18 protein-coding genes are annotated in these 20,657 nt (G+C 60.8%); 3 read left to right on the top strand and 15 right to left on the bottom strand.

What is annotated here, in order from left to right; all coding sequences use genetic code 11:
- Positions 1-112: 112 nt before the first annotated feature.
- The 9 genes from PSH64_RS26925 to PSH64_RS26885 form a co-directional block, all read right to left on the bottom strand.
- A complete protein-coding gene (locus PSH64_RS26925) occupies positions 113-1,270 on the bottom strand; it encodes a glutathionylspermidine synthase family protein (protein WP_305479205.1) in 1,158 nt (385 codons plus the stop codon).
- 12 nt (positions 1,271-1,282) lie between these two features.
- Entirely contained in the window at positions 1,283-2,011 is a 729-nt protein-coding gene (locus tag PSH64_RS26920) for a DUF1190 domain-containing protein (protein WP_105343451.1), read from the bottom strand.
- A 19-nt stretch (positions 2,012-2,030) separates the two neighbouring features.
- Positions 2,031-2,459, bottom strand: a complete 429-nt coding sequence (locus PSH64_RS26915; protein WP_007933682.1) for a DUF350 domain-containing protein — start codon at positions 2,457-2,459, stop codon at positions 2,031-2,033.
- Between the two features lie 14 nt (positions 2,460-2,473).
- On the bottom strand, positions 2,474-3,148 hold the full coding sequence (locus PSH64_RS26910) for a DUF2491 family protein (protein WP_305479204.1): 675 nt from the start codon (positions 3,146-3,148) through the stop codon (positions 2,474-2,476).
- Positions 3,135-4,169: an ion channel gene (locus tag PSH64_RS26905; RefSeq protein WP_105343455.1), complete on the bottom strand. Its 1,035-nt coding sequence runs from the start codon at positions 4,167-4,169 to the stop codon at positions 3,135-3,137. Before PSH64_RS26905 ends, PSH64_RS26910 begins: the two co-directional genes overlap by 14 nt.
- Positions 4,170-4,240: 71 nt before the next feature.
- Positions 4,241-4,804 carry a rhomboid family intramembrane serine protease gene (locus PSH64_RS26900; protein WP_305479203.1) on the bottom strand — a complete coding sequence of 188 codons (564 nt, stop codon included), beginning with the start codon at positions 4,802-4,804 and terminating at the stop codon, positions 4,241-4,243.
- 205 nt (positions 4,805-5,009) lie between these two features.
- On the bottom strand, positions 5,010-5,708 hold the full coding sequence (locus PSH64_RS26895) for a PspA/IM30 family protein (protein WP_007896817.1): 699 nt from the start codon (positions 5,706-5,708) through the stop codon (positions 5,010-5,012).
- 25 nt (positions 5,709-5,733) lie between these two features.
- Positions 5,734-6,315 carry a YjfI family protein gene (locus PSH64_RS26890; RefSeq protein ID WP_105343459.1) on the bottom strand — a complete coding sequence of 194 codons (582 nt, stop codon included), beginning with the start codon at positions 6,313-6,315 and terminating at the stop codon, positions 5,734-5,736.
- Between the two features lie 359 nt (positions 6,316-6,674).
- Positions 6,675-7,223 carry a cysteine hydrolase family protein gene (locus PSH64_RS26885; protein ID WP_105343462.1) on the bottom strand — a complete coding sequence of 183 codons (549 nt, stop codon included), beginning with the start codon at positions 7,221-7,223 and terminating at the stop codon, positions 6,675-6,677.
- Between the two features lie 104 nt (positions 7,224-7,327).
- On the opposite strand from PSH64_RS26885, the gene PSH64_RS26880 reads away from it, so the two are divergent.
- The 3 genes from PSH64_RS26880 (at position 7,328) to PSH64_RS26870 (ending at position 10,390) form a co-directional block, all read left to right on the top strand.
- Positions 7,328-8,323: a GlxA family transcriptional regulator gene (locus PSH64_RS26880; protein ID WP_305479202.1), complete on the top strand. Its 996-nt coding sequence runs from the start codon at positions 7,328-7,330 to the stop codon at positions 8,321-8,323.
- A gap of 209 nt (positions 8,324-8,532) precedes the next feature.
- Positions 8,533-9,642 (top strand): DUF3182 family protein, encoded by a 1,110-nt coding sequence (locus PSH64_RS26875; protein ID WP_105343467.1) that lies wholly within the window; start codon positions 8,533-8,535, stop codon positions 9,640-9,642.
- Entirely contained in the window at positions 9,632-10,390 is a 759-nt protein-coding gene (locus PSH64_RS26870) for a S9 family peptidase (protein ID WP_105343469.1), read from the top strand. The genes PSH64_RS26875 and PSH64_RS26870 overlap by 11 nt, the downstream gene beginning before the upstream one ends.
- Positions 10,391-10,516: 126 nt before the next feature.
- Here the strand turns inward: PSH64_RS26870 and PSH64_RS26865 are convergent, their stop codons facing one another.
- The 6 genes from PSH64_RS26865 to PSH64_RS26835 all read right to left on the bottom strand — a co-directional run bounded on the left by PSH64_RS26865 (position 10,517) and on the right by PSH64_RS26835 (position 20,420).
- On the bottom strand, positions 10,517-11,500 hold the full coding sequence (locus PSH64_RS26865) for a lysylphosphatidylglycerol synthase domain-containing protein (RefSeq protein WP_305479201.1): 984 nt from the start codon (positions 11,498-11,500) through the stop codon (positions 10,517-10,519).
- A complete protein-coding gene (clsB, locus tag PSH64_RS26860; protein WP_305479200.1) occupies positions 11,497-12,783 on the bottom strand; it encodes a cardiolipin synthase ClsB in 1,287 nt (428 codons plus the stop codon). Before clsB ends, PSH64_RS26865 begins: the two co-directional genes overlap by 4 nt.
- On the bottom strand, positions 12,780-13,577 hold the full coding sequence (locus PSH64_RS26855; RefSeq protein WP_105343477.1) for an endonuclease/exonuclease/phosphatase family protein: 798 nt from the start codon (positions 13,575-13,577) through the stop codon (positions 12,780-12,782). Before PSH64_RS26855 ends, clsB begins: the two co-directional genes overlap by 4 nt.
- Positions 13,574-14,500, bottom strand: a complete 927-nt coding sequence (locus PSH64_RS26850; RefSeq protein WP_105343479.1) for a DUF72 domain-containing protein — start codon at positions 14,498-14,500, stop codon at positions 13,574-13,576. Before PSH64_RS26850 ends, PSH64_RS26855 begins: the two co-directional genes overlap by 4 nt.
- A gap of 204 nt (positions 14,501-14,704) precedes the next feature.
- On the bottom strand, positions 14,705-15,916 hold the full coding sequence (locus tag PSH64_RS26840) for an MFS transporter (RefSeq protein WP_105343481.1): 1,212 nt from the start codon (positions 15,914-15,916) through the stop codon (positions 14,705-14,707).
- A 163-nt stretch (positions 15,917-16,079) separates the two neighbouring features.
- A complete protein-coding gene (locus tag PSH64_RS26835; protein ID WP_305479199.1) occupies positions 16,080-20,420 on the bottom strand; it encodes a DEAD/DEAH box helicase in 4,341 nt (1,446 codons plus the stop codon).
- Between the last annotated feature and the right edge of the window lie 237 nt (positions 20,421-20,657).

The raw sequence follows: 20,657 nt of genomic DNA, 5'->3' as shown, positions 1-20,657 counted from the left end.
CCAGAATAGCGGCTAAACGAATGGCCGCCATTATCCGGCATTTGCGCAGTAAGTCTTGTGGGTGTCTGACGATATGTCGACACCGGGCACTTTTTAGTGGGCGATGGAGGGGTCAGTCGAGTATCAGATGCGGCAAAAACCGGCTCGAATCCTTGGTGATCAAACTGTTGTCTTCCCGTACGCCGATTCCCGCCGCCTGATCCCCGATGACCCAGGAGCCGATCAGCGTGTAGCTGTCGCCAAATTTCGGCAGCGGGGCAAACTCCTGAAGGATAAACGGCGCATCAGTGTAGGGGCCGTCCTCTTTTACGATCAGACCCTCAGCGGTTTGCAGCTCAATGTTCGCGCCTTCCCGTGAGAAGAACGGCTTGCGCACCCAGCCTTTGGGGACCGCCTTACTCGGGTCGGCGTCCAGATGCGCCGCGAGCAGGTTCGGGTGACCTTGGTTGAACTCCCATAGCAGCGGCAGGATGCCCTTGTTGGAGATGATGGATTTCCAGGGTGGTTCGAAAAACTGCGTATCGCTCTGGGCAATTGCAGCGCCGAAGGGTTCGTGGAAGATGAACTCCCAGGCATGCAGTTTGAACAGGTGAGGGATCCAGCGATCTTCGAGGTCGACGAAACGTCCGTCACTGGTGAGGCCGATGTCTTCGATATCGATGTGCCGCGACTCGATGCCGACCTTTTCCGCAACCAGGCGCAGGTAATCGGTGGTGCCCTTGTCTTCGACCGAGTCTTTCATCGAGGCGAAATAGAAGGGCTGTTTGAGCTGCAGTTGGGCAAAAGCCTGATGCAGCTTGGTGTCGATGCTGTTGAACTGGTCGGCATGCCTGGGCAGCAAGCCGCGCTCGATGCATTGCTCCAGCCAGCCCCACTGAAACGCCGCGGCCTCATACAGGCTGGTCGGCGTGTCGTAGTTGAGTTCCAGCAATTTGGCGGGCCCGCTGCCGTTGTAGGAGAAGTCCATGCGCCCATACAGGTGCGGGTGGCCTTCGAGCCATGAAGTGCGAACCATGTCGAAGAACGGCGCGGGAATGCTCAGGCGCTCCAGCAGTTCCTCGCTTTGCACCACCCGGGCCACCAGGTCCATGCACATCTCATGAACCTCGGTGGTCGGGTCTTCGAGATCGTTCTCGATCTGTTTGAGCGTGAACTGGTAGTACGCGCTCTCGTCCCAATAGGGTTCGTCGTCGATGGTATGGAACAGAAAGCCGAGATTTTCGGCGGTCTGTTTCCAGTCATGACGCTCTGTGCAGAGGATTTTCTTCATGGCCCTGTTTCCTTAACTGCTCGAACCGCCAAAACTCTTGCCCGATCCACCCCAGCCACTGCGTGCGCTGGCCTGGCTGCCGAAGCCGCCGCGGGAAGTGGAGGCCGCAACAGACACCGGCTTACTGCGGGTGATGGTGTCGGTGTAACTGCCACTGCTGCCGTAACGCGCCTGATTGGACCTGTTGAAGGTTGAACCTGACGATACCCGCTGGCTGAGTGTCGAGGACGAGTAGTTACCGCGATCATCGCGATAGCGGTAGACCGGTTCGGAGTAGTAACTGTTGCGGTTGCTGCTGAGCATGTTGCCGATCAGCAGCCCCGTCAGCAGGCTACTGCCGGAGAAGCCCGACCCTGCGGCATTCGCTTCCGATGCGGGCAATTTGGCCTTGGCCGCGTCCACTTCGGACTGCGTCACCTCGCCATCGGCACTCAGTTCGAAACCGCCGAGCTTGGGGATGAATTTGCCGGCGGAATCCTGCTGGCACCAGTCGGCGACAAAGTCGGCATCGCAATCAGCCTGGTTGTCATACACCGGCGCAATGCTTCGATGCTGGGCCATGGCCTTCATATAGGCGTCAGAGCAGATGTCGACCGGGAGCTTTTCATCGGCGCACTGCTGGACGGACTGGAAGTTGTACTTTTTGTGTATCTCGTAGGTTTTTTCCGCCTGCCCGCAGCCGGATATCGCCATGGCGACCGACGCCGCCAGCGAGAGCTGAACGTACTTGCTTCGTTTCATGGGGGGCTCCGTGACGCAATCAGTTCTGGGAAGGGGTCATGCACGCGGCGTTCAACATGCCGACGCTGATGGCCACTGCCGCGACATAGATACCCGCGGCGATTTCGCCTTTCTTGATGCGTTCAGAGGCGCCTTTGAGCACCAGGCTGGTCACCAGGAACGCCAGCAGTTGTACGAAAGCGGCGATCACCGCCCAGACGACGAAGTCCAGAATGCTGATCGAGTAAGCAATCACATTGCTGGCCGGAATGGCGAAACCGATGATGGCGCCGCCCAGGGCGATTGCGGCTGCAACGTTGCCCGCACGGATCAGTTCGAACTCCCTGTGCGGTGTAATTCGGGTGTAGATGAACTGAAACAGCGCGAACAGCACGGCGGCACCGAGGATGTACAAAACAAACCCGAGCACGGCGGCTTTGTTCAGGGAGATGGAGAGCGCTTCAAGCATGGACTTCTTCCTTTTTAAAAAGTGTTCAGGTCGGTGGTGTACAGCGAAACGCCCAGCGAAGTGCTCAAACTGATGGTGCCTTCGGCGTCTTCTTCGACGGAAAACAGCAGGAATTCCCGGCGATCAGTCAGGCCGGTTTCGCGGGCGTACAGCATCGAACGGTGCTCGATGCTGTAGGACTCATCCGGATTTTTCAGGTGTTCGCTCAACGCCACCAGTTCGGTCTGGCCATTCTCGGTGCCCCATTCGCGGGTGTATTCGACGCCGTTGTGGGTGTAGGTCGGCAGCCCGATCAAGCTTTGAGGGCCGGCCAGTCGCCGCAGCTCCGCTTCACTGTTGATGGTGACGTAGCTGAGGTAATTGAACAGGATCACCGACTCGACCTGCCCGGCGATGTCACCGGTGGTGTGCACTTGCAGCCAGTAGTCTTCGTCGTTCATGTAGTAGCGCGACAACCAGTTCGACTGTCCGAGATCGACGGTGCCGGCGCTCCAGATCTGTTGGGAGCCAGGAATGGTCACGGTGGTGTTGCCGTCGAGCAGCAGCTTCAGGGTGGTGTCGAACATAACCTCTTTACCCAATGCCAGGCCGAGCGGGCCGCTGACTGGCAGGTTGTCGTTGGGTGTCCATTTCGATTCCGTATTCGCTTTCGGGGCCTCAAGCCCCATCAACTGTTTAAACCATCCCATTGGTGATTTCCTTGAGGCGAGTGGAGGCGATGTAGAAGAGTTCGCCGCCCTCGACGCGAGTGGCGCCGGGCGGGTTGATCGAAGGCTGTCGGGCGCCTTTGGCGCGGTAGCCGATGAGGGTCGCGTTGTGGCGTTCTTTCATCCGTGTGTAAAGATCGCCAAATGTTGCTTCAAAGGTCTCGGGCAGTCTCATCAGGTATTGGGTGGCGCCTTGGCCCACGCACAGCAATTCATTGATGACCACTGACGAGCCTGGATCCTGGGAGGCGCGCACCAACATCTCGATGGCCATGCTCGAGGTGCATTCCAGGCTGGGGGCGTAGGCGCTGGCGAGCGCGGCGATTTCACTTTCATTGAAGTGGGCGACCACATGCCCGACCGGGTTCAGTTGATTGACCGCCAGCACGGTGGCCAGGGTCAGATCGTCTGAATGGGTGCGCACCAGCACGCGCTCGGCGCCAGGCACGCCGGCACGCAGCAAAAGCGCGACGGAGGACAGGCTTTCGCCTTTGATGAAGGCCGTCTTGCCCGGCATGGGGTTTTCTTCGAGGTCGCAATCGCAAATGACGATCAGGTTGTCATTGGACGTTTCGTCCTGCAGCAACAAGTCAATGACCCGCTCGCTGGACGCACCTTCCCAGCCGATGAGAACGGTGTGGCCAACCTTACCGGTGAAATCGCCTTTGCCTTTCATGCCTTTCCTCCATACATCGATGACACTGCTGGTGGTTTTGCCGATGGCTGCCGTCAGCAGCGCAATGCCCCCGAGCATGACCCAGGTAGCCACGAAAATCCGTCCCGCGGCTGTCTGTGGCGCGAGATCGCCATAGCCGACGGTAAGTGTGGTGGTGAGATAGAAGTAGGTGAATGTGGCGGGGGGAGTGAGGTGTTGTTCGCCCAGAAGCACCAGGCCCAGCCAGGCCGTGGTCAGATGCACGCCCAGTGCAATGGCCAGGCCTGCCCAGCCGAACCGATGGAAGAAGGACGCCGCGTACGCGCGCAATAAAAGGAAAATCGACATTTCGTCCCTGACTCCGTGGGGGCTCATTCCTGGCGACGTAATCGCTCTGGCGCCTGAGTGCTCAAATGCTGTTACCGGGCGGCATTAAACCTGCTGCGCGGCGTAGATAAAAGTACCTTGGCTGCAATAAAACCGGCGATCGCAGCAAAAATATGCCCTTCGAAGGAAATGCCCCGGCGAGGAAGGAAGCCAACAATCAGCCCGCCATAGAGCAGGGCCACGACACTGGCCGTTATCAGGTTGCTCCAGCTCCGCTGGAGCCAGGCGCGCGAAAGAAGATACGCCCACAGCCCGAACACCCAGCCGCTGGCACCGATATGCACGCCGGCAAAACCGAACAGCCAGATCAGCGAACCGCCCAGCAAAATGATGATAGCGCTGACGGCCATGAACCGGTTGAGCCCTTCGACGATGACCAGGGTACCGAGGATCAAAAAGGCAATCAGGTTGGCACTCAGGTGCGCAAAGGATGTGTGCAAGAAAGGCGAGGTGATGATGCCGACCAGTCCGTGCAAGGTTCTCGGAACCAGGCCGAAGGCGTTAAGGCTGTAGCCGGTCGCAACGTTGAGCAGTTGCAGCACAACCATGAAGATGGCCAGGCCGGCGATTGTCTTGAAACCCTTCAGGGCATTCATCCTTGACCTCGATTCAAAAACGAAGGGCATTGAATTAATGCCTGTCAGGCAAGCGCGACCCATGTGGGAGCGGGCTTGCTCGCGAAGGCAGTGTGTCAGGCAACATTGGTGTCGACTGACACTCCCTCTTCGCGAGCAAGCCCGCTTCCACAGGTGCCGCAGCTTGGCATCAGGGCAATGAATGCCCTTCCTGCCGCGGTGTTGCTTACTCAGCCGATTTTTTCTTCAGGCGTTCCAGAATCGCATTGGCGCTGCCTTCGTTCGGCGTGATGCCGGCTTCGCGCAGTTTGCGCTCCAGGTCGGTGCCGGTCGATGCATCGGCCAGTTGGTCCTGGGCTTCCAGCTCAGCGGCGCGTTGCTGCTGCTTGGCCTGCAGGCGGTTCAGCGTACCGACGGCGGTTTCCAGCTTGCCGTTGGCGCCACCACTGGCGATCGAAGCGCTGACCTGGGCTTTCTGCACGCTTTCGCGCGCCTTGGCCATGTCCACTTGCTGACGCAGGCTTTTGATGCGGTTTTCGGCCTTGGTGATGTCTTTACGCATGTTGTCGGCGTAACCGCCGAATTCGGTGGCCTGCTTTTGCTCGACATCCAATTCATTGGTCAGGGTCGAAATGGCTTCGGCCACTTCCAGTGCCAGGTCTTCGCGGTTGGCCTGGATCGCGGCCAGGGCCTTGGATTCCAGGTCCTTGATCTTGGCGTTGTACTCGCTGACGCGGTCGGCCGACAGTTTGTGCTTGGCCATGATGGTGACCAGCTCACGCTTGGCGTTGGCCAGCGCGCTGTCCGCATCGCGAATTTCCTGGTCGAGAATGCGCAGGGCCTGTTGGTCGACGATCGATTCGCCGACTTCGTTGGCACCGCCACGCAACGCGGTGAACAATTTGCTCCAGATGGACTGAGTCATTGGATATTTCCTGTTCCCGAAAAAATTATTTGAAGAAGCGTTCGAAGGCTTCGCTGGCGCGCTGGACGTTGTCGACGAGGGTTTTGACCTCGGTCACGACGTTGGTCAGGCTGGAATCGGAACTCAACGCGCCGAACATGTTGTAAACGATCTGCCCGTTGGGCATCGACTCGATACCGATCGAGGACAGCGGGAACATTTCCCGGCTGCGCAGCACGGCATCGTTGAAGGCCGGCACGTCGTTGATCGACTCGACATCGACCAGAACCGTATCCACGATGATCTGATCGCCCACCACCGCGATGTAAATCGGCAAGCCACCGAAATCGTTCATTTCCAGCTTGATGCTGGACTCGGAGCCTTGAACGAGGGAGAGGGTGATTTCGTTCGCAACCACTTCGTCGAGGGCCTGGAGGGCGCTGTAGAGGCGATCGATGTTCCAGTTATTACCTGCGCTCATGTAATTCTCCGACATGAATGAGCCAGCCAGAATCGGTTGGCGTAGCTGTTTCTCCATCTGCTTGAGCAGGCTTCGGTTTTCGGGAAGCACCCAAGTCTCGTGTTTCACATAGCCGGCGGCACCCAGGCCCGCGCGCATCTGCTTCATGTAAAAGCTCGATGGTTTTTTCGCGGATGGTTTCGAGCGCTCTCCCTTGCGGCTCGCTGAATCGGTAACAGACCCGGAAGGCGGATCTGATGGAGAGCTGCTTTTCATGGTGCTGACCTCGTTGTGAAAAACTCACGCGTGATAACACTACAGGCAATTTTTGCAGCCCTCAATAGCTCACGCGTGAGATTTTTCGAGCGTCATCCATCCATGACAAAGAGGCTGAGTCGTGTAATGCCAATCAATCAAGCGCAATTCATGGGGGAGCGGGCTTGCCCGCGAATGCGTCGTGTCAGTCACCATAAGTGTCGACTGATACATCGCTTTCGCGGGCAAGCCCGCTCCCACAGGTTCCTCATCTAACCAGCGAGAAAGTCATTGGTGGATACCACGCTGGCGTAGGCAAAACCCAGGGCTGACATGAACGCGGCATGCACGTGGGCTGCCGGAACCGTAAGGCCGTTGAACTCCAGATCGAGGGTGGCGCAGGCATCGTGGATGACGGTGACGGTGTAGCCAAGATCGGCCGCGGCACGAGTGACGCCGTCGATGCACATGTGGCTCATGCTGCCGACAACCACCAGTTCCTTGATGCCTTGCTGGTCGAGAATTGACTGCAGTTCGGTCTCGCGGAACGAGTTGACGAAATGCTTGAGCACCACCGGCTCGTCGGCGCGGTTGACCACTTTGGGGTGCAACTTCGCGCCGTCGGAGCCCGGGGTGAAGAACGGGGCGGCGTCGGAGGTGAATTCGTGGCGGATGTGCACCACCGGATCGCCGGCCTCGCGGAACGCCTGAATCAACCGCGCGGCGTTGTCCGCGGCGGCGTCGGCGCCCACCAGCGGCCACTTGCCTTGGGGGAAATAGTCGTTCTGGATATCGACTACGATGAGTGCTTGCTTGGCCATGACTGTTGTTTCCTTGAAGTGTGTATTGGTGTGGAATGCAGTATTGGCGCTGGCGGTTCGCTCGAGGATTGGCCACACCGACAATAGAAGGGGGAAAACTGACAATGGGCATGGAAAGGGCAGTCGCCGAACTGGGAGTGTTGATCTATCCCGGTGCGCAAATGGCGGCGGTGCATGGGCTGACGGATCTGTTCGGCGTGGCCAACCGGATCGCCGCGGAGCATCAGGCGGCCCGGTTGCCGTTGCTGCGGGTCAGTCATTGGCAGGTTGAGGGCGATCAGGTGCCCGAGCGGATCTACGACAGTCAGCCCGGCCCGGACGGCGCGCTGGTGGCGGTGTTGATCCCGCCTTCGATTGGGGGTTTTTCCAAGGGCCAGGCACCCCAGGGACTGATTCGCTGGATTCGTCAGCAACACGCCAGCGGCGCGACCCTCGGCGGAGTTTGCGTGGGTTCTATTCTGTTGGCCGAAAGCGGTCTGCTCGACGGTCGGAGCGCCACCACCCACTGGACCTCGGCCAAAGCCTTCGCCGAGCGTTACCCGGCGATTAAACTCAAGGCCGACACGCCCATCGTCGACGACGGCGATCTGATCACTACCGCCGGGCTGATGGCCTGGTCAGAGCTGGGATTGCGCCTGGTGAACCGTTTACTGGGGCCGAGCATCGCCACCGGCACGGCACGTTTTCTGGTGGTGGAACACAGCGACAGTGCGAGCGAGTGCGGCAGTAATTTTTCACCGATTCTCAGCCATGGCGATGGGGCGATTCTCAAGGTCCAACATTGGCTGCAAAGCACCGGGGCGATCGATGTTTCGTTGGCGGCAATGGCCGAACGGGCGGGGCTGGAAGAGCGCACCTTCCTGCGGCGATTCCGTGCGGCGACCGGGTTGAAACCCACCGAGTACTGCCAGCACGTGCGAGTGGGCAAGGCTCGGGAAATGCTCGAATTCACCAACGGCACCATTGATCACATTGCCTGGACCGTGGGCTATCAGGACCCGAGTGCCTTTCGGGCGACGTTCAAGAAAATTACCGGGTTGGCGCCGAGTGATTACCGCGCGCGATTTGGCGTGACACCGACAGCAGTTGTAGCCCGGTAGCCAGCATCACCACATTGGATTTGTGTCAGTCTTTGGTCGTGCAAAATGCCAGAGTTCTGAAGGGCGTCGTGCAGAATAAGACAGGCGTGGTGCCATCACGCATTTCGCAACCGGCTGATTTGAATCCCGTTTCTCTTCAGCCACCGCCATTGGCCTGATCCCTGCACCCCTTCAGCTACATTTATCCAACGCAGATTGAAGGGGAACGCATGACCCCAACAAACCGCAAGAAACTGGTACTTGCCCATTCGGTACGGCCCGATGCTCCGCTGCACGAAGTCGAAACCAATCGCGCCCTGGCCCGCTGGCTGGCGCAGATCGTCGGGCTCGAATACGGCGGCAGTTACGACCCCCAATTGCACAGCAACCGTGACCTTTATCTGTTGCCGACCCAGACGCTGGTGGGCGCCGCTACCGCCCGGCGGCTGGGCGTCAAAGGGCCGGAGGATTTGTGGGGCGGTTACGTCGACCACGATTTCATCTGCACTAAAGCCATCAGTCATGGCTTGTTGAACCGCTATGCGTTCGCGCCTGAAGGCTGGGCGCCGTTGTTTTCCGAACGGGTGCGCAGCGTCGTGCTCGACGGCCTCAGCGTGTTCTCCCAGGACGATGCGCGCCCGGCAGCGGAACACCTGCTCTACAGCGGCCCGATCCGCATCAAGCCTATTCACGCCTGCGCCGGACGCGGTCAGGAAGTGATCAAGAGCCTCGACCAGTTCGACGCCATCCTCGCTCGCCCCGATGCCAAGGAACTGTTCACCGAAGGCGTGGTGCTGGAACAGGACTTGACCGAGGTGATTACCCACAGCGTCGGCCAAAGCTTCATCGGCGACAAAGTGCTGAGTTATTGCGGTGATCAATACTTGACCGAAGACGGTCAGGGCGAGCAGGTTTATGGAGGGTCTAACCTGTTGGTGGTGCAGGGTTACTACGAGGACCTGCTGGCGCTGGAACTGCCGGATGACGTGAGGCTGGCGATCCAGCAGGCACAGGTATTCGACAGTGCGGCGGATGAAGCCTACCCCGGTTTCTATGCTTCGCGGCGCAACTACGACATCGCCCAGGGGCTGGATTGCAACGGCCGACAACGCAGCGGCGTGCTCGAACAATCCTGGCGTTTGGGCGGTGCCAGCAGCGCCGAAGTCGCGGCGTTGCAGAGCTTCGTCAACGACCCCGGCCTGCGTGCGATTCGCGTGTCCTCGGTCGAAACCTATAGCGATCAAACGCTGCCGGCGAACGCCATCGAGGTGTACCGCGGGCCGGCGGAACACAGTGACTTTCTTCTCAAGTACGTAACGGTCAAATCCTATGACGGCTAGAAGCGAAACCATTCAGATCGACATCGACGATGAACAGATGAGCGGAACCTTCCTCAGCCCCAAATCGAAAGTTCCGGGTGTGCTTTTCGTCCACGGTTGGGGCGGTAGTCAGGAGCGCGACCTGGAGCGCGCCAAAGGCATTGCCGGGTTGGGCTGTGTATGCCTGACGTTCGACTTGCGCGGCCATACCGGCGGGACTGGCATTCCGTTGGCCCGGGTCACCCGCGAAGACAACCTGCGCGACCTGCTGGCGGCCTACGACCGCTTGCTCTCCCACCCGGCGCTCGACACCTCCGCGATCGCGGTGGTCGGTACCAGTTATGGCGGTTATCTGGCGGCGATCCTGACGACGTTGCGTCCGGTGCGCTGGTTGGCGCTGCGGGTGCCGGCGCTGTATCGCGACGACTTGTGGCACACGCCCAAGCGTGAGTTGGACAAAGCCGACTTGCGCGACTATCGCGGCACGCTGGTGCGCGCCGACAGCAATCGCGCGTTGCACGCCTGCTCGCAATTTACCGGGGATGTATTGCTGGTGGAGTCCGAGACCGACGCCTATGTGCCCCATGCGACGATCATGAGTTACCGCGCGGCGTGTCAGCAGACTCACTCGCTGACCCACCGAATCATCGACGGTGCCGATCACGCCTTGAGCGACCCGGTTTCACAGCAAGCGTACACCTCGATCCTGGTGGGCTGGATCACCGAGATGGTGGTGGGTGAGCGGTTGAGCATTATTCAATCGACATGATGTGCGATGTTCCTGAGAACATTCGCGAGCAAGCCCGCTCCCACATTAAACCGGCTGTGTCTGGACAACTCGGTCAACTGGGGAGCGGGCTTGCTCGCGAAAGCGCTCTGCGCTTCAGCCAATCTCTCAAGAAGGTTTCTTCGAGATCCGCAACGACTTGGCCTTGGTTTCCACCACCAGATACATCACCACCGTTATCAACAACGGCAGGATGAAATAGATCGCCCGATAAGCGATCAACCCTGCCACCAGGCTCCCTCGCGAAACCTCGTGTTGCAGCAGCGCCACGAACACCGCTTCCAGCACACCGAGCCCGGCAGGAATATGGGTGATGACCCCGGCAATAGCGCTGATCAGCAACACTCCAAGCACCAGCGGATAGTCCAGTTTGCTCGGCAGCAACGTGAAGATCACCGCCGCCATCAGCGCCCAGTTCAGTGCGCCGAGGGCCAGTTGCAAGATTGCCATGCGTAGCGACGGCAGAATGATATCCACGCCGCGAACCGACCATTTCCGGCGCCTGGAATACCGGCAGGCCGCCAGATATCCCATGCTCAACAGCAGCAACAAAATCCCCACGTCTTGCAGTGCATTGCTGCTCACTTTCCAGCCCGGCGGCATTCGCATCAGGCCGCTGCTGAACACCGCGCCGGCAATCACCATGTAGCCGAACCAGTTGGTCGCCAGGCTCAGCCCGAGGATTTTCGCGATGTTGCCTTTACTCACGCCGAGCCGCGAATACAGCCGATAACGCATGGCGACGCCGCCGACCCAGGCGCTCAGGTTGAGGTTGAAGGCATAGCTGATGATCCCCACCGGGAGGATCTGCCGCCAGGTCAGGTTCTGCCGGATGTAGGTGCGCCCGATCAGGTCAAAGCAGGCGTAGACCAGGAAACTTGCCAGGGTCACACCCGACGCAATGATCAGCGTACGCACTTTGAAATCAGCCAGGGTATCGAACACTTCATTCCATTCGATGCGCTGGGCGAGCATCGTGAACAAAACGATCAGCACCAGGAAAAACAGCATCGTCAGCGGCCTTTTCCAGCGGCGCCAGTGGTCTTTGCCCGGCGTCTCGTGTGGCGCGGGCTGCGCGTCGGAATGACTCATGCCTTGGCGCTCCCGGTCGGATGGATAAAGGGTTTCAGGCGCGGTTTATGCGCCGGCAGCCAACCGGCCCACGCCGGGAAATGCCGCAGGAAGTGGAACACCAGAAAACCGATGGTCATGTCCCATACCCGCCCCCGAGGCGCGGTGTCCGTCGACATGACCTTGCAGTGGTTACTGCTCAACTCGTCGAGACGCTCGAACAGGTCGCGGTTGAACTCCCGGTCGCGGATCAATACGTTAGCCTCCAGGTTCAGAGACAAACTCAGCGGGTCGAGATTGCTTGAGCCGACGGTGCTCCAGTCCTCGTCGACCAGGGCGACTTTGCCATGCAGGGGGCGGTCGCAATATTCGTAGATCGTAACCCCGGCCCGCAGCAGGTAGTCGTAGGTCATGCGCGCGGCGAGTCGGGCCACGCGCATGTCCGGCTGCCCCTGAAGAATCAGGCGCACTTCGACCCCACGGCGTGCCGCATTGCGGATCTCCCGCAGCAGCCGATAGCCGGGGAAGAAGTAGGCATTGGCGATCACCACGCGCCGCCGGGCAGTGCGCAGTACCTGCAAATACACTTCTTCGATATCTTTTGGGTGTTCTGCGTTGTCGCGATACACCAGTCGCACCTGGCCGTCATGATCATTGACCGCCAGTTCAGCGTGCCTCTGCCGGCGGCGTTGCCACCAGTATTTGGCTCGGGCCGGGCGGCCGCTTTGCAGGAGGGCGAAGTGATGAATATCGGCCACCGCCGGGCCTTGCACTTCAACCGAGTAATCCTGTTTGGCCTCGGGGCCGAAGTCGGCCAGATGGTCGGCGGAAAAGTTGATTCCGCCGAGGAATGCAATCGTGCCGTCGACCACCACAATCTTGCGGTGCAGACGGCGGAACCAGTTGGTGCGGATGCCCAGGTGAAGCGGGGCGGGGTCGAATATTTGCAGGCGCACGCCTGCGTTGCTCAGGGCGGCGAGGAATCCCGTACTCAGTTCGCCACAACCAAAACCGTCAAGGCTGACGGTGATGCGCACGCCACGTTGCGCCGCTTCAATCAGGATCTGTTGAAGCTCATTGCCGACCTTGTCCTCGAACAGAATGAAGGTCTCCAGCAGGATTTCACTCTGGGCCTGGCGCAGCACTTCAAACACCCGTGGAAAGTACGCCTCGCCATTTTCCAGCAACTCGACCCGGTTGTTACCATGCCAGCCGTATTCGACGTCAGTCACCGCAGGCTCGCGCACGGGGGGAGGCGGGGAGACGTGGTCGACCGTGGTCTTTTCCATCGATGGGCTGCTCATAGCTCGATCTCCACCGACAGTGGCGCATGGTCGGAAAGGTGTGACCAGGGCCGCGCCGCCAGCACTTGCGGATGACTGGCCTTGAGGTTGCGCACGTAGATACGGTCCAGGCGCAACGCCGGCCAACGCGCCGGGAAACTGCGCGCCGGTTTGCCATGCAGCTCGGCGAAGACTTCACGCAAGCCGCAAGGCTTGAGCAGCGCATCGGCGCGCAGGCGCCAGTCGTTGAAGTCGCCGGCGACGACCACCGGGGCATCCTGCGGTAGTTCTTCCAGACGCTGGGTCAGCAGCTTGAGTTGTGCCGTGCGGTGGCTTTCGCGCAACCCCAGATGGACGCAAATGGCATGCACTTCTCGACCATCGCCGGGCATGCGCAGCACGCAATGCAGGATCCCGCGGTTCTCGTGGCCACTGATGGACACGTCAAGATTGTCGTGACGCACGATCTGGAATTTCGACAACAGCGCATTGCCGTGATCGCCCGCCGGGTAGACCGCGTTGCGTCCGTAGGCGAATTGCGGCCACAGGGTATCGGCAAGGAATTCGTATTGAGGCATTGCCGGCCAGTTACTGTAACGCTGGGGATGATGCTCGTGGGTGCCATGGACCTCCTGCAAAAACACCACATCGGCGGATACGCTGCGCACCGCTTCGCGCAATTCGGGCAGGATGAAGCGCCGGTTGAGCGCGGTGAACCCCTTGTGGGTGTTGACCGTCAGCAGGGTGAAGCGGCTCACGGCATTGATGATGGATTGCTGTTCATCCGTTCCGCCGACCGGTTCGGGGATGCTCATGGCAGCGCTCCTTCGGCAACCGGCTCGCCGGGGGCAGTGACAAGGTCTTTGTCGAGATGCAAGCGCTCAAGCAGGCGGCGGGCATCGAAGGGCGCGCGGACTTTGATGTCGTTATCGAAATAGCAGAACACTTCCCGGGATCTGCGAGTCTTGGGTTTTTGCCGTGGCGCGATCAATTGCGGGTCTGCCGGTTGCTCGCCGTGATTCCAGGCTTCTATCCGGTCGCCCCAGCGTTGCAGCGCCTGGGAGGTGTAGCCGCTGGCGTAGAGCTCTTCGGCGCCGTGCAGGCGCAGGTAGACGAAATCGCTGGTGAGGTCTTCGCGGTACGGCCATTTACCGGCCGTGTCGGCAATCACCAGCGCAGTGTTGTAGCGTTTGAGCAGGCGCACGAAGGCAGGGTCGACGAAGCTTTCATGACGAATTTCCACGGCATGGCGCAGGTTCTTTTTTCCGTAGGCCTTCATGCTGGCGTGACCGTTCAGGCGCGGTTCATGCTGGCGGGCGAGGGCGGCGGCCTGTTCAGTGTCGTGGGGAAGTTGTTCAAGAAAGTGTTCGAACAGCTCGGGGTCGAATTTGAAGCTGGGCGGAAACTGCCAGAGAATCGGGCCGAGTTTTTCCTTGAGTTCCAGCACTCCGGAGGCGAAGAAATTCGCCAGGGGTTTGTGGATCTCCCGCAAGCGTTTGATATGAGTGATAAAACGCGGTGCCTTGACGCTGAACACGAAGCCTGGCGGGGTTTCGGCGTACCACTGGGCGTAACGTTCGGGCCGTTGCAGGGCGTAAAACGATCCATTGATTTCGATGCTGTTCACCGCCCGCGACGCGAATTGCAATTCGCGTTTGTGGGTCAGTCCCTTCGGGTAGAAAACTCCCCGCCAGGGTGTGTAGCGCCAGCCTGAAATGCCGATATGAATCGCCGCCATGTCGCCTCCCGTCCTCGGACAGCCCTGTCTTTTGATGACTGCCGGGTGTGCGAGAAAGTTTCGACGGGGGTACGGACGGTAAGGCTCGCCAAACACCACACATCAAATGTGGGAGCGGGCTTGCTCGCGAAGGCGTCAGGTCAGGCAACATCAATGTTGCATGACACACCGCCTTCGCGAGCAAGCCCGCTCCCACAGGGTTCGTCAGTGCCCGACGACGATCCGGGCAGAACCCTCAGCCGGCTCGGCATACACCGGCCCCAACCGATCCAGACGACCACTCCAGGCGGTCAGTGCCAACGCCACCAACACCACCAGCCCGCCGATCCATGCGGTATGGATCAGGCCCATGTGCGCCACGATCAAACCACCGCCCCACGCGCCACCGGCAATGCCGAGGTTGAACGCCGCAATGTTCAGGCCCGACGCCACATCCACCGCATTCGGGGTGTGATGTTCGGCTTGCCGCACCACATACACCTGCAGGCCCGGCACGTTGCCGAACGCTACCGCGCCCCAGACCAGCACGGTGGCCAGGGCCAGCCATGGATTGGCGGCGGTGAAGGTCAGCGCGAACAGAACGGCGGCGAGCAGGGCGAAGATGATTTTCAGGGCGTTGATCGGGCCGCGTTTGTCCGCCAGCTTGCCGCCCCAGATGTTGCCGACGGCCACCGAGATGCCATACACCAGCAGCACCAGGCTGACGGTGCTGGCACTGAAGCCTGCAATGTCCTGAAGAATCGGCGCCAGAAAGGTGAAAGCAATGAACGAGCCGCCATAGCCGACCGCCGTCATGGCATACACCAACAGCAAGCGCGGTTGCTTGAGCACCTGCAACTGCTGCAACAGCGACGCCGGTTTGCTGTGGGCGATGTTTTTCGGCACGAAGAGCAGGCTGCCGATGAAGGCGATCACACCCAGCGCAGACACGGCGAGGAAGGTTTCACGCCAGCCGAAATGCTGACCGATAAACGTCCCCAAGGGCACGCCGGTGACCAGCGCCACGGTCAGGCCGGTGAACATGATGGCAATCGCGCTGGCGGCTTTTTCCTTCGGCACCAGGCTGGTGGCGATGATCGAGCCTATCGAGAAGAACACCCCGTGGGCCAGACCGGTGACGATCCGCGCAATGATCAGCGACTCGTAGCCCGGTGCTTTCCAGGCCAACAAGTTGCCAAGGGTGAACAGCACCATCAATGACAACAACAGCAATTTGCGTGGGACTTTGCCGGTGAGGGCGGTCAGCACCGGCGCGCCGACGGCCACCCCGAGCGCATACAGGCTGACCAGCAAACCGGCAGACGGCAGGCTGACACCGAGGTCGGCGCCGATGGTGGGTAACAGGCCAACGATGACGAACTCCGTCGTCCCGATGGCGAAAGCGCTGAGGGTCAGCGCGAGCAAGGCAATGGGCATGGCTGCAACTCCGGTGGATTGATGGAGCGCAGTGTCGGGGTTTGGGTTGTGCGGAAAAATACAGGGATGGGCATTTGATATTTGCGTGCAAAGCAAATATCTCACGGCTGGCATTAAACCTTGTGGCGAGGGAGCAAGCTCCCTCGCCACAGGAGATTGAATCCTACAGGGGGGAGTGGCGGATCAGTGTGTTGCGTACTTCTGTAGTCGATTTCTGATCCAGCTCCAGCCAGAACTGCTGCTTGCCGGCGATCTCGGCGGCGGCCGGCAAACCGTCGCGGTACACCAGCCGATTGCTCGCCAGCGCCGGTACCTTCGCGCCCGGCAACAGGGTGCCGGCGAGGTTCAGCGGATCGACCCCGCACACCGCAATCAGACTGCCGTCATGGGGACGCCGCCTGACTTCGCGCAGCAACGGGATCGCCTCGGGCAGGGCAAACTGTTCGCCGGCCAAACCACTGACAAACCGCCCGCCACGAATCTCGCCCCGGGCCTCGAGCCGATGGAACGTGCGCAGCAATTCCCGCCAACTCGGCAACCAGTCCGCCTCGCGCTCCAGCAAGCGCCAGAACACCACGCCGTAACGGCGCAGTAAGGTCATGGCGATGTGTTCCAGGGTTTCTGTGGGCGTGGACGTCGGGCGTTGTTTATCCACAACCGGCTTATCCACAGCCGGCGCGGCAGCACCGCGGCGCAGCAAGGCCCAGCGCCCGGCATCGTCCATGCCGCCGACAAACGCGCCGCGCCCGCGTCGGCTGCTGCGATTCTGGCGTTTGCTGGCCGGGGTGATCAGCGCCCGCAACCCGGCGAAACTGTCGGCGTTTACCAGTCCGGCACCGACCAGTTCCTGCAAGGCGATTTCCAGTTCCGAGCGCAGCAGATGGGCCTCGTGGATCAGCTCATCGAAAAACAGCGCGCCGTGCTGGCTGAGCGCTTCGTGGACTTTTTGTGTTTTAGGCGACAGTTCGCTGACCGGCGTCTGCTCGGTCAAGCTGCTCCACAACCCGACCTGGCTACGCGGCAGCAGCAGAATCGGCGTGCTGCGCAATGCCGTGCCGGTGCTCTTGTTGCGTGCGGTCAGGCGGGTCCAGACCAGTTTGCCGCTGCGGCACAACTCATCCAGCCAGGTCGCCGAATAGTCTTTGAGCCGCGCCGGCAGAATATCGCTGTCCCACGCCGAAGCGGCGGCGGGGTAGCCTTCGAACTGGCTGATGATCGCCGGCAATACTGCGCTGCCCTGGCCTCGGCTCGCGGTGGAAAGATGCTGCCAGTCGAACAGGAAACGCATGAAATCCTGCAACGCCACGGGCTCGATTTCCCGTCGCAGCCGTTTGACCGTGTAGCGATGAATCCGCGCCAGCAAATGCCGTTCGCACCATTCTTCTTCACCTTCGCGCGGGGTGAATTGCCCGCGCAACACGTAGCCTTCACGTTCCAGTTGGGCCAGGGCCTGAGTGACTTGAGTCGCCGGTAATCCAAGCGGTTCGGCAATCGCCTTCAGCGGCAGCGGGCCAAACGCACTGAGCCGCGCGCGGATCACTTCCAGCACCGCTTCGCCCGGCTCCCAGGTTTCATCGAAACCCGGCAACGGCTCCAGCGGTGAAAGCAACTTGGCTTGTGGATAAATCGCCTTCAGGCAAGTCAGTCGCTCCAGCGCCAACCACAATGATTGCCCGATATTGATCTGCAAACGGCTGGCGCGGCCACTGTCGGCCAGGGTATTGAGCCACTCAAGCCAATTCGGGTTGGCCTGGGCCTCGGCATCGGTGATGCACGCCAGGCTCATCAAGGCCTCATGCATTTCATCGAGGCCGGTTGGCGTTGGCCAGGCTTCGTCGCGCACCGCGGCAATCGCCTCGGCGTCCAGCGCACCGAGGTCGTCGGTGGACTGCGGATCGCTCCAGCGGCGGTTGAGCACCGCCTGAGTACGGCGCTCTTCCAGCGGCGCGTCGTCGAGGAAGGTGTAGGGGCGGGCGCTGAGGATTTCCGCCGCCAGCGGCGAGGGCGCTGGCAAGTCGCGGCTGATCAGGCGGATATCGCCCTGTTCCATGCGCCGCAACAACGCCAGCCAGCCTTCGCTGTCCATGGCCTCGTGCAGGCAATCGTCGAGGGTTTGTTCCACCAGTGGATGGTCCGGAATCTCGCGCTCACCGGCGAGGTTTTCCACGCAGGCGATCTGATCGGGAAACACACTGGCGATCAGGTCTTCGCTTTTCATCCGCTGGATCTGCGGCGGTACTTTGCGACCGCCGCTGTAGCGTGGCAGTGCCAGGGCGACCCCGGCGTTCCAGCGCCAGCGCACGCCGAACAGCGGCGCCTCGAGCACCGCTTGAATCAAGGTGTGTTCGGCACTGTTGCTGTGCAGGTAACGCCAGACGTCCTCCAGCTCGAAGCTATGGCTGGTGGACAGCGACAGCACGATGGCGTCCTCGCTGGCGGCGGCCTGCAATTCGAAGTTGAAGGTGCGGCAGAAACGCTTGCGCAGGGCCAGGCCCCAGGCGCGGTTGATACGGCTGCCGAATGGCGAGTGGATGATCAGTTGCGTACCGCCGGACTCGTCGAAAAAACGCTCCATCACCAGTGTGTCCTGGGACGGCAAGGCGCCGAGGGTCAGGCGGGCTCGGGCCAGGTAGTCGACCAGTTGCTCGGCGCTGGCGAGGTTCAGGCCGAGGGTGTCGGTCAGCCAGTCGAGGGCTGGTTGCAGATCGCCGGGTGTGGCGGCGAGCAGTTCATCGAGTTGCGCTTGCAGGCGGGCCACGGCGAACGACAGTTCATCACTGCGACCGGGGGCTTCACCGAGCCAGAACGGAATGGTCGGCGGCTGACCCAGAGCGTCTTCGACCCGGACCTTGCCGGTTTCCACCCGCAGGATTCGATACGACGTATTGCCCAACTGAAAGATATCCCCGGCAATGCTTTCCACCGCAAAGTCTTCGTTGACGCTGCCGATGTTCAGCCCCTGAGGCTCCAGCAATACGCTGTAGTCGGCGTTGTCCGGAATCGTCCCGCCGCTGGTCACGGCGGTCAGTTTGGCGCCCCGACGGCCACGCAGGGTGCGGCTTACCGCGTCCCGGTGCAGGTAGGCGCTGCGAATGCCCAAGCGACCGTTGTAGCCCTCGGCGAGCATGTGCAGCAGAGCCTGATAGTGTTTTTCGTCGAGGTTGGCGTAAGGCGAGGCCTTACGCAGCATTTCCAGCAGCGCCTGCTCCTGCCATTCCTGGCAACTGACCTCGGCGATGATCTGCTGGGCCAGCACGTCCAGTGGCGCTTCGGGGATCAGCAAGGTGTCGAGTTCGCCGCGGCGCACGCAGTCGAGCAGGGCGGCACATTCGATCAGGTCGTCACGGGTGGTGGCGAACAACCGGCCCTTGGGCGTGCCGCCGACCTGGTGCCCGGAACGGCCGACCCGTTGCAGAAAACCGGCAATCGAGCGTGGCGAAGCGATCTGGCACACCAGGTCGACGTCGCCGATATCAATCCCCAGTTCCAGCGAGGCGGTGGCGATCAGCACTTGCAGCTCACCGCGTTTGAGTCGTTGCTCGGCGTCCAGGCGAAACTCCTTGGCCAGGCTGCCATGGTGGGCGGCCACCGCGTCTTTGCCGAGGCGTTCGCTCAAGTGTCGGCTCAGGCGTTCGGCCAGGCGCCGGGTGTTGACGAAAATCAGCGTGGTCCGGTGTTCGCGGGCGAGGGCGGCGAGGCGGTCATAGACCAGCTCCCAGACGTCGTTGGCCATCACCGCCGACAACGGCACGGGCGGCACTTCGATATCGAGATCCCGTGGGCGGGCATGGCCGATGTCGATGATTTCGCAGTCGCGATCACGACCAACCAAAAAACGCGACACCGCTTCGATGGGTTTTTGCGTGGCGGACAGGCCGATCCGCACCAGCGGTTGCGGGCAAAGCGCTTGCAGGCGTTCCAGGCTCAGGGCCAGGTGACTGCCGCGTTTGCTGGCGGCGATGGCGTGGATTTCGTCGACGATCACCGTTTGCGTGGTGCCGAGCATTTTTCGGCCGGAGTCGGAGCCGAGCAACACGTAAAGGGATTCCGGAGTGGTCACCAGAATGTGCGGCGCGGTTTTGCGCATGGCCGAACGGTCTTTTTGCGGTGTATCGCCGGTACGCACGGCGGTGCTGATCGGCACGTCGGGCAGGCCCATCAGGCGTAACTGCTCGGTGATGCCGGCCAGCGGGTTTTGCAGGTTGATCTGGATGTCGTTGGACAGGGCCTTGAGCGGCGAAACGTAGACCACCAGGGTTTCGTCCGGCAGGCCGTCGGGGTTTTCCAGGCCGCGATGGACCAGATCGTCGAGCACCGCCAGAAACGCGGTGAGGGTTTTGCCGGAACCGGTGGGCGCGGCAATCAGCGTCGAGCGGCGCTGGCGGATCAACGGCCACGCCCGGGCCTGGGCGGCGGTGGCCGTCGCGAAGGTATTGCTGAACCAGGCGCTGACGGCGGGGTGAAAGCCTGCCAGGGCAGCGTCCGTGGGGATGGGCAGATTCATGGGATCATTTATGCGGGTGGGGTGGGGAAGTTGCAAGTACCGCTCAGGATCTGTGTTGGCGCTGAAGGCCTCATCGCGGGCTTGCCCGCGATGAGGCCAGTAGCAGCACCATAAATCCCTGGGAACTACACTTTACGGATGACGGTTGCGCACTAAACCCGCAAAATGCAACGATTCCGGCAATTATTGAGGACATCGCCTGCGGGCGTTGTCGATAAAGCCATCGTTCCAATCAGA

The organism is Pseudomonas sp. FP1742 (assembly GCF_030687145.1).
GTDB classification, from domain to species: Bacteria; Pseudomonadota; Gammaproteobacteria; order Pseudomonadales; family Pseudomonadaceae; genus Aquipseudomonas; species Aquipseudomonas frederiksbergensis_D.
This window is presented reverse-complemented; position numbering and strand designations above follow the sequence as displayed.

Excerpts from the sequence above, each read along its gene's own strand:
- PSH64_RS26890 (WP_105343459.1), bottom strand. The coding sequence starts at position 6,315 with ATGAAGCAGATGCGCGCGGGCCTGGGTGCCGCCGGCTATGTGAAACAC.
- PSH64_RS26910 (WP_305479204.1), bottom strand. The coding sequence starts at position 3,148 with ATGGGATGGTTTAAACAGTTGATGGGGCTTGAGGCCCCGAAAGCGAAT.
- PSH64_RS26920 (WP_105343451.1), bottom strand. The coding sequence starts at position 2,011 with ATGAAACGAAGCAAGTACGTTCAGCTCTCGCTGGCGGCGTCGGTCGCC.
- PSH64_RS26915 (WP_007933682.1), bottom strand. The coding sequence starts at position 2,459 with ATGCTTGAAGCGCTCTCCATCTCCCTGAACAAAGCCGCCGTGCTCGGG.
- PSH64_RS26865 (WP_305479201.1), bottom strand. The coding sequence starts at position 11,500 with ATGAGTCATTCCGACGCGCAGCCCGCGCCACACGAGACGCCGGGCAAA.
- clsB (WP_305479200.1), bottom strand. The coding sequence starts at position 12,783 with ATGAGCAGCCCATCGATGGAAAAGACCACGGTCGACCACGTCTCCCCG.
- PSH64_RS26850 (WP_105343479.1), bottom strand. The coding sequence starts at position 14,500 with ATGGCGGCGATTCATATCGGCATTTCAGGCTGGCGCTACACACCCTGG.
- PSH64_RS26900 (WP_305479203.1), bottom strand. The coding sequence starts at position 4,804 with ATGAATGCCCTGAAGGGTTTCAAGACAATCGCCGGCCTGGCCATCTTC.
- PSH64_RS26905 (WP_105343455.1), bottom strand. The coding sequence starts at position 4,169 with ATGTCGATTTTCCTTTTATTGCGCGCGTACGCGGCGTCCTTCTTCCAT.
- PSH64_RS26875 (WP_105343467.1), top strand. The coding sequence starts at position 8,533 with ATGACCCCAACAAACCGCAAGAAACTGGTACTTGCCCATTCGGTACGG.
- PSH64_RS26840 (WP_105343481.1), bottom strand. The coding sequence starts at position 15,916 with ATGCCCATTGCCTTGCTCGCGCTGACCCTCAGCGCTTTCGCCATCGGG.
- PSH64_RS26870 (WP_105343469.1), top strand. The coding sequence starts at position 9,632 with ATGACGGCTAGAAGCGAAACCATTCAGATCGACATCGACGATGAACAG.
- PSH64_RS26880 (WP_305479202.1), top strand. The coding sequence starts at position 7,328 with ATGGGCATGGAAAGGGCAGTCGCCGAACTGGGAGTGTTGATCTATCCC.
- PSH64_RS26895 (WP_007896817.1), bottom strand. The coding sequence starts at position 5,708 with ATGACTCAGTCCATCTGGAGCAAATTGTTCACCGCGTTGCGTGGCGGT.
- PSH64_RS26885 (WP_105343462.1), bottom strand. The coding sequence starts at position 7,223 with ATGGCCAAGCAAGCACTCATCGTAGTCGATATCCAGAACGACTATTTC.
- PSH64_RS26835 (WP_305479199.1), bottom strand. The coding sequence starts at position 20,420 with ATGAATCTGCCCATCCCCACGGACGCTGCCCTGGCAGGCTTTCACCCC.
- PSH64_RS26855 (WP_105343477.1), bottom strand. The coding sequence starts at position 13,577 with ATGAGCATCCCCGAACCGGTCGGCGGAACGGATGAACAGCAATCCATC.
- PSH64_RS26925 (WP_305479205.1), bottom strand. The coding sequence starts at position 1,270 with ATGAAGAAAATCCTCTGCACAGAGCGTCATGACTGGAAACAGACCGCC.